The sequence below is a fragment of the Neobacillus canaveralius genome (assembly GCF_047237705.1).
GTDB classification, from domain to species: Bacteria; Bacillota; Bacilli; order Bacillales; family Cytobacillaceae; genus Neobacillus; species Neobacillus niacini_K.
Genome location: NZ_JBDFLL010000001.1, coordinates 5,495,001 through 5,508,664, shown reverse-complemented (window position 1 = coordinate 5,508,664; position 13,664 = coordinate 5,495,001). Strand labels below are relative to the sequence as shown.

Here is a 13,664-nt window from a genome sequence, read left to right as displayed (position 1 = left end):
AAGATGCAAACGTTAGTAAGTATGGCAAAGAAAAATTTAAGATCATCCAGTATGATTATTGCATTAGTATTTATTATGCTGCTCTTTCAAATCTTAACGGAGGGCATACTTTTAAAGCCTTTAAATGTAACAAACTTAATTCTACAAAACAGTTATATTTTAGTATTAGCGATTGGAATGGTATTAGTCATTATTACAGGACATATTGATCTTTCTGTAGGTTCGATTGCTGCCTTTGTGGGTGCTATAGCTGGTATTTTAATTGTTACCTATCATGTCTCTACACCCCTTGCAATCATTATTTCATTATTAATTGGGGCAGTCATTGGAGCTTGGCAGGGATTTTGGATTGCGTATGTAAAAATACCAGCCTTTATTGTTACTCTTGCAGGGATGTTATTGTTCAGAGGTTTAACAATGGTTGTCCTGCAAGGACAATCGATTGCACCATTTCCAAAGTCATTTCAAGGTATGAGTTCTGGCTTTCTCCCTGATTTATTTGGAGGAGGAGAAATCCACCTTTTAACTATTGTGATTGGTGTCCTATTATCGGTTATTTTAATTTTTACTGAATTGAAAAATAGAAGAACTCAAATGAAATATCAATTTGATGTTTCTCCAACAAGTGTGTTTGTTGCAAAACTAGCAGCTCTGGTAGCTATTCTTCTAGTATTCTCATATGTGCTTGCGACTTATAATGGTATTCCAAATATTTTAATAATCTTAGCTGTTTTAATTCTTGTTTACACATTTGTTATGAGAAAAACAATCGTGGGCCGTCATATTTATGCGATTGGCGGTAATGAAAAAGCAGCGCTGCTTTCTGGGGTGAAAACCAAGAGAGTAACTTTCTGGGTATTCGTTAATATGGGAGTACTTTCAGCGTTATCTGGGTTAATCTTTGCTGCACGTCTAAATGCTGCAACTCCGAAAGCAGGTAACCTTTTTGAACTTGACGCCATTGCAGCATGTTTCATTGGAGGTGCTTCTGCGTATGGTGGAATCGGTACTGTACCTGGCGCCATTATCGGTGGACTTGTTATGGGAGTTATGAACAATGGAATGTCATTAATTGGACTAGGTATCGATTGGCAGCAGGCTATTAAAGGATTAGTTTTACTAGCGGCTGTAGCATTTGATATTTATAACAAAAATAAAGCAGCTTAAATAAGGTAGGAGACAGTTTGCAGCTGTCTTCTTTTTTTGTTTTTACTGGAAAAATTTACAATAATTATTGTTTTTTGTAAAATAAAGCAGTATAGTACATTACAACAGTAATGTACTATACCAGAAAGGAGGAAAAAGGTTGATTCTTAATATGGACGGTACGAAGCCAATTTATTTGCAAATTTCCGAATGGCTGGAGAGAGAAATCCTGAACGGGAACTTCGAGAGTGATCAAAAAATTTATTCTCAGTATCAGCTTGCCGAGATGTTTACGATAAATCCGGCAACAGCGGCAAAGGGATTAACACTGCTGGTCGAAGAGAATATTCTCTATAAAAAGCGCGGACTCGGTATGTTTGTTTCAAATCATGCGAAGGAGATTATCTTGAACAAACGAAAAAATCAAACCTTAAAAAAGTTAGTTCTTGATATTGTGTTGGAAGCAGAACGGTTGAAGGTGAGCAGAGAGGAACTAATCCAAATGATTCAAGATGTAAATGTAGAGGAGGCAGGGGAATGAATATCATTGAGTGCAGAAGTTTAACAAAAGTTTATGGTGCAACAAAAGCGCTGAACAATCTTTCTTTTGAAATACAAGAAAATAAGATTACAGGTTTAATAGGGCGAAATGGCGCGGGCAAAACGACGCTTTTGAAAATCATTGCCGGTTACTTTAGAGAGACATCAGGTGAAATAAAGGTTTTTTCTGAAAGGCCTTTTAACAATCTATTGGTATCGGCCAATGTGATTTATATAAATGATCAAATGAACTTTCCGGCAGCATTGAGTTTAAAAGAAATATTAGATTTTTCCTCCACCTTTTACGAGAATTGGAACCACGAGCTTGCTGAACGCCTTTTTGACTACTTCTCCTTTCAGCCAACCCAGCAATATAACAACCTTTCAAAAGGGATGAAAAGTACCTTTAATATGATCGTAGGTTTATCTGCACGCTGTGCCTTAACCATGTTTGATGAACCAACAACCGGGATGGATGCGGCGGTAAGGAAGGATTTTTATCGGGCGTTACTTAAAGATTACATTGATTATCCCCGTACCATATTACTTTCAAGTCATCACTTAGATGAGATAGAGGATTTATTAGAGGATGTCTTGCTTATTAAAGATGGAAAAGAACTTCTTCATATAGAAGTAGAAGATTTAAAGGGATGGGGGATTGGGGTACAGGGGCCGACTACAGCTGTGAAAGAATGGATAAAGAATCGAGATGTCATCCACTCAAAAAATATTGGTCTTGACCGAATGTATGCAGTGGCTAAAAACATTATTTCTGAGTCGGATAAACAACATGCCCAAGCTTCTGGACTTTTGATTACTGCGGTTTCTACAAGTGATGTATGTGTGTATTTAACAAGCAAAACTAAAGGGGGAATCGATGATGTCTTTATCAAGGATTAGTTTACAGGAGGTTGTAAAAAGGCAATATACTTATAAACTTCGGGCATACATTCAAGTGTTCATGTCGCTTGTTTTTATTCAGGTATTAGGTATTTTGTTTCGTTTAATGGAGTGGGAATGATGGGTACCAGCAGTAATACGTTTGATATTTCTGTGCATTTCTATTCTGCTGATATTGTAGTCATTTTCACGCTGCTATGGGCATTCATTTCCGCCATTTTGATTACCACTCAGGCCTATCGAAATGATGATTTTGCGTTTATTACGAATAGATTGTCGAGTAACTTATCCAATATGCTGTTTTTACTGACGATAAGTTTAGTTGGAGGATTAACCGCGCTGCTGTCCAGTCATATAATGAGGATACTGATGTTTGTACTAGGTCAAAGTGAGTACCTATTTACACCCACTGCAGTGTCTGAGTGGATCATCGGTTTAATCGCTACGGTCCTTTATGTTTTACTTTTCGCTGCAATCGGTTATTTCGTTGGTACACTCGTTCAGCTTCATAAGATATTTGCTGTTTTGCTGCCAGTTCTCTTTTTTGGGATCCTGATTCTTGGTGCAGGCACGATGAATGAAGCTATTTTTAGAAACGTTTTTGTATTTATTTTTGAGGAGTCATCTCTCGCTTTATTTATCGTTAAAATAGGAGTTTTGGCTGCCTTACTTTTTTCGGGTTCGGCACTTCTTTCGAATCGTATGGAGGTGAGATAAATGTTATCATTTGTGCCGATAGTCATCGTAGTCATCATGGTAATTGCAATTACTTCTCTTTTGATCAATCTAACTAAGCGCAGCAGTAAGGCATTATTCTCCGGGAGCCGAATCCGCTGGATGTTTGTTGGCTATTTTAGCATTTTGCTCATTTGTACTGGATTGAGTCCTTTGCTGCCAAAGGGGGAAATCACCTATCAAAAGGTTGATGTCGATCAACTTGAAAGAGATAGCAACGAGTTATATGAGGCAGCGATTCAAGGGAATATTGAAAATGTGGATAGTAAATATATCGTAAAGACTCGCAAGTTTGATTATACTGAAAAACAGTTAAATATTGCAGTGGTAAATGAGGACTTTCTTAGCGCTTCGATTTTTGTGGAGCGAAAAACAACGAATGATGGGAAAATTGAGGCGCTCCATTATCAAACAGGTTCGGGCTTAAATGAGATGTCTATATCAGATTTAATGCAGCCGCTTGGAATCAATATTGATAAAAACATATTAATGCTTGAAAACCCTGAAAAAATAAGATTGGAATTCTCCCAATTTCAACAAGCATTCCCAATTAATCAATTCACCGGTAAAGGCGATTTCAGTGACACAAACAATTTCTATGGTGGAACAAGCATTCTTTACCTAAAAATTCCGAAAGATTTAGAACTTAATAACACATACGAAATTGATCTACAATACGTTGAATGATTACTGTCCGGTAGAAAAAACAAAAGCCTAATCCTTTATTTATTGGATTAGGCTTATTCATTAAGCAGTTTTACTTATTGGGAATTTCTTTTCCTTTGGCTTTTTAGAAGATACATACACTCCGCCTAAAATGAAAATAAATCCTGTGATCATGGATAAATGAATCTCTTCCTTAAGTATGATTGCACCCCAGAGCATTGCGGATATCGGCACAAGATATGTGACCAATGAGGCAAATTCCGGGCTTCCTTTTTGAATACAATAATAGTACAAAAGATAAGCAATGCCAGATCCAAAGACACCTAGACCCACTAATGCCCCAAAAATAGAAGGCTCAAGCATTATGGTAAAAATGGATGTGTCTGTGAAGAGTACCATAATGAAACTTAAAATTGCAGAAACTGTTAGTGTGCTAACGGAAATCATCGTAACACTTACATTTATTAAGTATTTCTTCGTCAGGTGTGTGGAAAAACCATAACAGAGAGTAGCACCGACCATCGTGATTAAACCAACAACCGACTGGTCCATAATATTCGTAACATCAACACCAGACAGTATGATGATTCCAAAGAAACCTAGTGCAATCCCTAACCACTGGAACAACCGTAATTTATTCTGAAAGATAATAAAACCTATAATCAGTGTCCAAATTGGTGTCGTAGCGTTTATTAATGAGGCATAACTGCTAGTAATTTTCGTCTCACTTAGCGCTATCAAATACCAAGGAATCGCATTATTGAGAAGTGAAACAAGAATAATCATTCCCAGCGGCAACCCTTTAAATCCCTTCCAGTCATTTCGAAAGGCAACAATCAATAAAAGAAGAACCGTTCCAAATAAACATCGCCCAAAAACCACTCCCCAAGCTCCGAGTGGATCCACTAAGAGTTTAATAAATAAAAAAGAAGTACCCCAAATTAAACTAAGTGTAAACAAAGCCCCATATAACCTAACCAACTTTTCTCATCCCCTATCCATAAACAACGATAAACCAGGTGCCCTGCATCGTCAATCACTATAATAATTATAAAAAGATTTGATATAATGGAAACCAGTGTGAATTTAAGGCTGTTTGTCACCATTTTTAAATATAAATGAACCCTGGAGAGGAGCGGGACTTTTGGATATTACGTTAAGTCAAAAACAGATAAAAGAAATGTGTGGAACTGTCTCCTTTAAACGAGGGGATTCTTTTTATAGATCGGGAAAAGTTTCGTTTGATTATATTAGCGATACTCGTTGTGAAGCGACTGTTAAAGGGACAGAAGATTTCTATGTCACGATAAATAAAGAAGAGAACGGGGACCTTCGTACGACATGCAGTTGTCCAACTCTCCTATCTGTAAAAAACGATTGTCAGCATATTGCGGCCGTATTGCTCGCCATTAATGACCCTCAACAGAACGGAATAGTGCCTAAAGTGCGAAATGGTGAACAGGTTGATCCTTCAACGAGTCAGGCGCTGACAAAAGGATTGCTCACTCTTTTTACAAATCAACCCAAAAGGCCAAGCAGGCATCAGCTCCATTTCGAGAATAGGCAGGTTCTGCGTGCAGAATTTCTATGTAAACCTGTGGATATTGGGAATGGGAGGAAGCTGTTAGGTTTAGAACTGAAGATTGAACATGAAAAAGTGGCAGATATCCGGCAGTTTCTCTCTCAGGTAAAAGAAGGGATGCCAAGTGCGCTTTCCGATACATTAATCTTTAATACAAGACTTCATTGTTTTAATAAAGAGATAGATGACGTGATGCAGCAGTTATTCCTCGTGATTCAAGATGAAAAGTCATACGTGAATGCAATGGCAGACAGCTTAGACGAATCATTCTCCCCTAATCTTTTGCTCATACCGCCATCATCTTTTAATCAACTCTTACCTTTGCTTGTAAAAGCTCCACTAGTGAAAGTTGAAAATGATGGGGAAACGTATGAAGGTCTCCATCTCGCGGAAAAAATGCTTCCTCTTCAGTTTAGTTTTACATCCTCAGAGGATGGAGGCTGCCATTTCAGAATAAAAGGATTGAATCATTTAACTGTATTGGATTCTTACCACTTTGTTCTATATAAGGGTAAGTTCATTAGGCTTGAAGAAACGGACAGCAAGCGATTGGCCAACCTTAAAGAAATGTTGGAAGCTTCAAAAACAAATCAAATTGAGATTCTGCCTGAACAATTGGATTATTTTATAGAAAACGTGGTTCCGGGTTTAAAAAGACTCGGTAAGGTTGAACTGCCTCAGAATTTAACGAGCACCCATAAGAAAACGCCTTTAGTCGCCAAACTTTATCTGGATCGTTTGAAAAATCGCCTGTTAGCGGGCTTAGAGTTTCAATACGGTAATATCGTGATTAACCCGTTAGATATCCCACGAGAATTGCAGAACGGACTCGTACTAATAAGGGACCTGGAAAAGGAAAATCAAATCATGCAGCTGATGGAAGAAAGCTCATTTGCTACCACAGACAGTGGCTACTACTTGCATAACGAAGAGTTGGAGTATGAGTTTTTATATCATGTGGTACCTAAGCTGCAAAAATTGGTACAAATTTATGCTACAACAGCAATCAGGAACCGGATTTTTAAAGAAAATACGATTCCGAGGATTAGAGTAAAGGTAATAAAAGAGCGAACAAATTGGTTGGAATTTAAATTTGATATGGATGGAATTCCGGAAAGGCAGATAAAAGAGGTTTTATCCGCGCTTGAGGAAAAAAGAAAATACTATCGGTTGCGGAATGGGGCGCTGCTCTCATTAGAAACAAGAGAATTTGAAGAAATCCAACGCTTTCTACAAGCCGCACCTGTCCAGGCGGAGGATCTTGAAGCAGGGTTGAATGTACCAATACTTCGGGGATTAAAACTGCTTGACTCTGTTGAAGATGACTCAACATTTACACTGGAGGATTCGTTCCGTCAGTTCTTGGATACCATCCAAAATCCTAGTAGTATGAAGTTTGAGGTACCGAAACTGGTTGCGCCAATTTTACGTGACTATCAAGTTCAGGGCTACAAATGGTTGAAAACACTTGCTAGTTATGGCTTTGGAGGGATACTTGCAGATGATATGGGGCTGGGGAAAACACTTCAAAGTATTACCTATATCCTTTCGGAGCTTCCTCGTGTTCGTAAAAACAAGCTGCCGATACTGATTGTCTGCCCAGCGTCATTAACCTATAACTGGCTTAGTGAAATCAAGAAATTTGCCCCAGGAGTGCAGGCTATCATTTTTGATGGAAGTAAAACAGAGCGTGCAGCTAAACAAAAGCAACTTTCTGATTCAGATATTATTATTACTTCATATCCTTTGTTGCGAAAGGATATACTCTGGTACGAGAAACAAACCTTTCATACCGTGTTTTTTGATGAAGCGCAGGCGTTTAAAAACCCAATAACGCAGACAGCTAGAACCGTAAAGAGAATCAATGCTGATTACCGTTTTGCGCTTACCGGTACTCCTGTTGAAAATTCATCCGAGGAGCTGTGGTCTATCTTTCATGTTGTATTCCCAGAACTATTTCAAGGGCTGAGGGATTTTAGCCACTTAACCAGGAAACAGATTGCGAGAAGAGTCCGTCCATTTTTACTGAGAAGGTTAAAGGAAGATGTGCTAGCAGAACTTCCTGAGAAAATAGAGTCTGTGGACTTAGTGGAACTACTGCCAGAACAGAAGAAACTCTATGGAGCTTATTTAGCGAAACTAAGACACGACACCCTAAAGCATTTGGATAAAGACACACTTCGAAAAAATAAAATTAAAATCCTCGCTGGTTTGACAAGGCTCAGGCAGATCTGCTGCCATCCATCTTTGTTTGTTGATGGATATAAAGGGAGTTCTGCTAAATTCGAACAACTGCTAAGAATCTTAGAGGAATCCAGACAGGCTGGAAGAAGAGTATTGATATTTTCGCAGTTCACCAAAATGTTGCAGCTAATCGGCAGGGAAATGGCGCTTCAAGGGCTGCCTTACTTCTATCTAGATGGACAGACTCCATCAGAAGAAAGGTTAGAATTCACAAATCGATTTAATACAGGAGAGCGGGACCTTTTTCTAATTTCCCTGAAAGCAGGCGGAACGGGTCTGAATTTAACTGGTGCGGACACTGTTATCCTCTATGATCTTTGGTGGAATCCAGCGGTTGAGGAACAAGCAGCGGACCGTGCCCACAGGATGGGACAAACAAATATCGTACAAGTCATCAAGTTGGTTGCACGAGGCACAATAGAAGAAAAAATGAATGAACTGCAGGAGAAAAAGAGAGAATTAATAGAGGAAATTATTGATTCGAAAGATAAAGGAACTTCTTCTCTAACGGAAGAAGATATTCGAGAGATATTGATGATTTAGATTTTTCAAAAAAAGCTAAAGGTTCCTAATAGTAAGGAAACCTTTAGTTTTTTTCGTTTTGTATGTGCTGCTATATTCGCCCGTTCAAGGAATATTCCAACAAGAACTAGATAAATAATAAGGATAAAGTATTGATCCTGTTAGAGGTACCTTTTTATACCGAATCATATGTTTAGTAAGACCAGGTAGACAATGTTAATCTAATTCTCATGTAACAGCTATAACTTTTTTAAAATAATTTTACATTTTGTCTTGATTTTTTTTATTCATGATAGTAATATAGTAAATCTCACTGGGAAACATTGAAAAACAAATTAGTTCTTCCTGTGTGCTTAGAAATAGTGTTGACAATACGGATGGTATTTAGTAAAATAAATTCTGTTGTCGATTTTGAAAAGATATTTTAATAAAGTAATTGACACGATTGAAGTGAGATGTTATATTGATATCCTGCTTCAAAAACATTGCTCTTTGAAAACTAAACAAACAAGAACGTCAACAAAAAATAATAGTTTCTTCTATAGAAACTAGCCAACGTAACAAATGAGCTAAATCAACTTTCTTGGAGAGTTTGATCCTGGCTCAGGACGAACGCTGGCGGCGTGCCTAATACATGCAAGTCGAGCGAACACAAGAGGAGCTTGCTCCTCTTTGTTAGCGGCGGACGGGTGAGTAACACGTGGGCAACCTGCCTGTAAGACTGGGATAACTTCGGGAAACCGGAGCTAATACCGGATAATCCTTTTCCTCTCATGTGGAAAAGCTGAAAGTCGGTTTACGCTGACACTTACAGATGGGCCCGCGGCGCATTAGCTAGTTGGTGAGGTAACGGCTCACCAAGGCGACGATGCGTAGCCGACCTGAGAGGGTGATCGGCCACACTGGGACTGAGACACGGCCCAGACTCCTACGGGAGGCAGCAGTAGGGAATCTTCCGCAATGGACGAAAGTCTGACGGAGCAACGCCGCGTGAGCGATGAAGGCCTTCGGGTCGTAAAGCTCTGTTGTTAGGGAAGAACAAGTATCGGAGTAACTGCCGGTACCTTGACGGTACCTAACCAGAAAGCCACGGCTAACTACGTGCCAGCAGCCGCGGTAATACGTAGGTGGCAAGCGTTGTCCGGAATTATTGGGCGTAAAGCGCGCGCAGGCGGTCCTTTAAGTCTGATGTGAAAGCCCACGGCTCAACCGTGGAGGGTCATTGGAAACTGGGGGACTTGAGTACAGAAGAGGAAAGCGGAATTCCACGTGTAGCGGTGAAATGCGTAGAGATGTGGAGGAACACCAGTGGCGAAGGCGGCTTTCTGGTCTGTAACTGACGCTGAGGCGCGAAAGCGTGGGGAGCAAACAGGATTAGATACCCTGGTAGTCCACGCCGTAAACGATGAGTGCTAAGTGTTAGAGGGTTTCCGCCCTTTAGTGCTGCAGCTAACGCATTAAGCACTCCGCCTGGGGAGTACGGCCGCAAGGCTGAAACTCAAAGGAATTGACGGGGGCCCGCACAAGCGGTGGAGCATGTGGTTTAATTCGAAGCAACGCGAAGAACCTTACCAGGTCTTGACATCCTCTGACACTCCTAGAGATAGGACTTTCTCCTTCGGGGGACAGAGTGACAGGTGGTGCATGGTTGTCGTCAGCTCGTGTCGTGAGATGTTGGGTTAAGTCCCGCAACGAGCGCAACCCTTGATCTTAGTTGCCAGCATTCAGTTGGGCACTCTAAGGTGACTGCCGGTGACAAACCGGAGGAAGGTGGGGATGACGTCAAATCATCATGCCCCTTATGACCTGGGCTACACACGTGCTACAATGGATGGTACAAAGGGCTGCAAAACCGCGAGGTTAAGCCAATCCCATAAAACCATTCTCAGTTCGGATTGTAGGCTGCAACTCGCCTACATGAAGCCGGAATCGCTAGTAATCGCGGATCAGCATGCCGCGGTGAATACGTTCCCGGGCCTTGTACACACCGCCCGTCACACCACGAGAGTTTGTAACACCCGAAGTCGGTGGGGTAACCTGGGACAAAACTTAACCTCTTATTAAATTATAGGAAGTTAAGTTTTGTCCTAGGAGCCAGCCGCCTAAGGTGGGACAGATGATTGGGGTGAAGTCGTAACAAGGTAGCCGTATCGGAAGGTGCGGCTGGATCACCTCCTTTCTAAGGATAATGCAGTCCTTGTGGACTGATAAACCGTTGATACGTTACTTGTTTGTTTAGTTTTGAGGGAGCAATCTTTTTCTGTGAGGATTAAACCGTTAGGTTTAATTCGAAACAATTCTCTCAAAGCTTTTTTTAATCGTTCTTTGAAAACTAGATAATCGTAAGAAGAAGTCAAAGTAAAACCGAGAATCGCCACATTAGTTTTTCTCTCTTATTAATAAGAAGAAAATAACCTTTTAGGTTAAGTTAGAAAGGGCGCACGGTGGATGCCTTGGCACTAGGAGCCGATGAAGGACGGGACTAACACCGATATGCTTCGGGGAGCTGTAAGTAAGCTTTGATCCGGAGATTTCCGAATGGGGGAACCCACTGCTCGTAATGGAGCAGTATCTTTACCTGAATACATAGGGTATTGAAGGCAGACCCGGGGAACTGAAACATCTAAGTACCCGGAGGAAGAGAAAGCAAACGCGATTCCCTGAGTAGCGGCGAGCGAAACGGGACATAGCCCAAACCAAGAGGCTTGCCTCTTGGGGTTGTAGGACACTCAACATGGAGTTACAAAGGAACGGGGTAGATGAAGCGACCTGGAAAGGTCCGTCATAGAAGGTAAAAACCCTGTAGTTGAAACTTCGTTCCCTCCTGAGTGGATCCTGAGTACGGCCGGACACGAGAAATCCGGTCGGAAGCTGGGAGGACCATCTCCCAAGGCTAAATACTCCCTAGTGACCGATAGTGAACCAGTACCGTGAGGGAAAGGTGAAAAGCACCCCGGAAGGGGAGTGAAATAGATCCTGAAACCGTGTGCCTACAAGTAGTTAGAGCCCGTTAATGGGTGATAGCGTGCCTTTTGTAGAATGAACCGGCGAGTTACGATTACATGCAAGGTTAAGTTGAAGAGACGGAGCCGCAGCGAAAGCGAGTCTGAATAGGGCGTATGAGTATGTGGTCGTAGACCCGAAACCAGGTGATCTACCCATGTCCAGGGTGAAGGTGAGGTAACACTTACTGGAGGCCCGAACCCACGCACGTTGAAAAGTGCGGGGATGAGGTGTGGGTAGCGGAGAAATTCCAATCGAACTTGGAGATAGCTGGTTCTCTCCGAAATAGCTTTAGGGCTAGCCTCACGTTGTAAGAGTCTTGGAGGTAGAGCACTGTTTGGACTAGGGGCCCTCATCGGGTTACCGAATTCAGACAAACTCCGAATGCCAAAGACTTATCCGTGGGAGTCAGACTGCGAGTGATAAGATCCGTAGTCAAAAGGGAAACAGCCCAGACCACCAGCTAAGGTCCCAAAGTTTACGTTAAGTGGAAAAGGATGTGGAGTTGCTTAGACAACCAGGATGTTGGCTTAGAAGCAGCCACCATTTAAAGAGTGCGTAATAGCTCACTGGTCGAGTGACTCTGCGCCGAAAATGTACCGGGGCTAAACGTAACACCGAAGCTGTGGATTGACACCGTATGGTGTCAGTGGTAGGAGAGCGTTCTAAGGGCGTTGAAGCTAGACCGTAAGGACTGGTGGAGCGCTTAGAAGTGAGAATGCCGGTATGAGTAGCGAAAGACGGGTGAGAATCCCGTCCACCGTATGCCTAAGGTTTCCTGAGGAAGGCTCGTCCTCTCAGGGTTAGTCGGGACCTAAGCCGAGGCCGAAAGGCGTAGGCGATGGACAACAGGTTGATATTCCTGTACCACCTCTTTATCGTTTGAGTGATGGGGGGACGCAGGAGGATAGGGTAAGCGCGCTGTTGGATATGCGCGTCCAAGCAGTTAGGCTGGTAAGTAGGAAAATCCGCTTACCATAAAGGCTGAGCTGTGATGGCGAGGGAAATATAGTACCGAAGTTCCTGATTCCACACTGCCAAGAAAAGCCTCTAGCGAGATAAAAGGTGCCCGTACCGCAAACCGACACAGGTAGGCGAGGAGAGAATCCTAAGGTGTGCGAGAGAACTCTCGTTAAGGAACTCGGCAAAATGACCCCGTAACTTCGGGAGAAGGGGTGCTTTTTGAGGTGAATAGCCTCGAAGAGCCGCAGTGAATAGGCCCAGGCGACTGTTTAGCAAAAACACAGGTCTCTGCGAAGCCGCAAGGCGAAGTATAGGGGCTGACGCCTGCCCGGTGCTGGAAGGTTAAGAGGAGGGGTTAGCGCAAGCGAAGCTCTGAATCGAAGCCCCAGTAAACGGCGGCCGTAACTATAACGGTCCTAAGGTAGCGAAATTCCTTGTCGGGTAAGTTCCGACCCGCACGAAAGGCGTAACGATCTGGGCACTGTCTCAACGAGAGACTCGGTGAAATTATAGTACCTGTGAAGATGCAGGTTACCCGCGACAGGACGGAAAGACCCCGTGGAGCTTTACTGTAGCCTGATATTGAATTTTGGTACAGCTTGTACAGGATAGGTAGGAGCCTGAGAAACCGGAGCGCTAGCTTCGGTGGAGGCGTCGGTGGGATACTACCCTGGCTGTATTGAAATTCTAACCCGCACCCCTTATCGGGGTGGGAGACAGTGTCAGGTGGGCAGTTTGACTGGGGCGGTCGCCTCCTAAAGAGTAACGGAGGCGCCCAAAGGTTCCCTCAGAATGGTTGGAAATCATTCGCAGAGTGTAAAGGCACAAGGGAGCTTGACTGCGAGACCTACAAGTCGAGCAGGGACGAAAGTCGGGCTTAGTGATCCGGTGGTTCCGCATGGAAGGGCCATCGCTCAACGGATAAAAGCTACCCCGGGGATAACAGGCTTATCTCCCCCAAGAGTCCACATCGACGGGGAGGTTTGGCACCTCGATGTCGGCTCATCGCATCCTGGGGCTGTAGTCGGTCCCAAGGGTTGGGCTGTTCGCCCATTAAAGCGGTACGCGAGCTGGGTTCAGAACGTCGTGAGACAGTTCGGTCCCTATCCGTCGTGGGCGCAGGAAATTTGAGAGGAGCTGTCCTTAGTACGAGAGGACCGGGATGGACGCACCGCTGGTGTACCAGTTGTCTTGCCAAAGGCATCGCTGGGTAGCTATGTGCGGACGGGATAAGTGCTGAAAGCATCTAAGCATGAAGCCCCCCTCAAGATGAGATTTCCCATAGCGTCAAGCTAGTAAGAACCCTGAAAGATGATCAGGTTGATAGGTCAGAGGTGGAAGCGTGGTAACATGTGGAGCTGAC

Annotated in this window: 7 protein-coding genes and 2 rRNA genes (1 of these 9 only partly in view); 8 read left to right on the top strand and 1 reads right to left on the bottom strand. The window is 42.8% G+C overall.

From position 1 onward, the window contains the following. Positions 1-3 precede the first annotated feature (3 nt). The 5 genes from mmsB to ABC255_RS26960 all read left to right on the top strand — a co-directional run bounded on the left by mmsB (position 4) and on the right by ABC255_RS26960 (position 4,008). Entirely contained in the window at positions 4-1,167 is a 1,164-nt protein-coding gene (mmsB, locus tag ABC255_RS26980; protein WP_412998193.1) for a multiple monosaccharide ABC transporter permease, read from the top strand. A gap of 139 nt (positions 1,168-1,306) precedes the next feature. Continuing rightward, entirely contained in the window at positions 1,307-1,687 is a 381-nt protein-coding gene (locus ABC255_RS26975) for a GntR family transcriptional regulator (protein WP_412998192.1), read from the top strand. Beyond that, positions 1,684-2,586: an ABC transporter ATP-binding protein gene (locus ABC255_RS26970; protein ID WP_412998191.1), complete on the top strand. Its 903-nt coding sequence runs from the start codon at positions 1,684-1,686 to the stop codon at positions 2,584-2,586. Before ABC255_RS26975 ends, ABC255_RS26970 begins: the two co-directional genes overlap by 4 nt. 120 nt (positions 2,587-2,706) lie before the next feature. Next, positions 2,707-3,303, top strand: coding sequence for a hypothetical protein (locus ABC255_RS26965; RefSeq protein WP_412998190.1), 597 nt, complete (start codon positions 2,707-2,709; stop codon positions 3,301-3,303). Beyond that, positions 3,304-4,008, top strand: coding sequence for a hypothetical protein (locus ABC255_RS26960; protein ID WP_412998189.1), 705 nt, complete (start codon positions 3,304-3,306; stop codon positions 4,006-4,008). Between the two features lie 60 nt (positions 4,009-4,068). Here the strand turns inward: ABC255_RS26960 and ABC255_RS26955 are convergent, their stop codons facing one another. Further along, complete coding sequence (locus ABC255_RS26955; protein ID WP_412998188.1) at positions 4,069-4,968, bottom strand: DMT family transporter; 900 nt, start codon at positions 4,966-4,968, stop codon at positions 4,069-4,071. 163 nt (positions 4,969-5,131) lie between these two features. Between ABC255_RS26955 and ABC255_RS26950 the strand changes: the two genes are divergently transcribed. The 3 genes from ABC255_RS26950 to ABC255_RS26940 all read left to right on the top strand — a co-directional run. After that, positions 5,132-8,356 (top strand): DEAD/DEAH box helicase, encoded by a 3,225-nt coding sequence (locus tag ABC255_RS26950; protein ID WP_412998187.1) that lies wholly within the window; start codon positions 5,132-5,134, stop codon positions 8,354-8,356. 559 nt (positions 8,357-8,915) lie between these two features. After that, positions 8,916-10,514, top strand: a 16S ribosomal RNA gene (locus ABC255_RS26945). 242 nt (positions 10,515-10,756) lie between these two features. Further along, a 23S ribosomal RNA gene (locus ABC255_RS26940) occupies positions 10,757-13,664 on the top strand; it runs 29 nt beyond the window's last position. The 16S and 23S rRNA genes sit together here, the layout of an rRNA operon.

Coding starts and splice junctions, on each gene's coding strand:
- ABC255_RS26960 (WP_412998189.1), top strand. CDS start 3,304: ATGTTATCATTTGTGCCGATAGTCATCGTAGTCATCATGGTAATTGCA.
- ABC255_RS26970 (WP_412998191.1), top strand. CDS start 1,684: ATGAATATCATTGAGTGCAGAAGTTTAACAAAAGTTTATGGTGCAACA.
- mmsB (WP_412998193.1), top strand. CDS start 4: ATGCAAACGTTAGTAAGTATGGCAAAGAAAAATTTAAGATCATCCAGT.
- ABC255_RS26965 (WP_412998190.1), top strand. CDS start 2,707: ATGGGTACCAGCAGTAATACGTTTGATATTTCTGTGCATTTCTATTCT.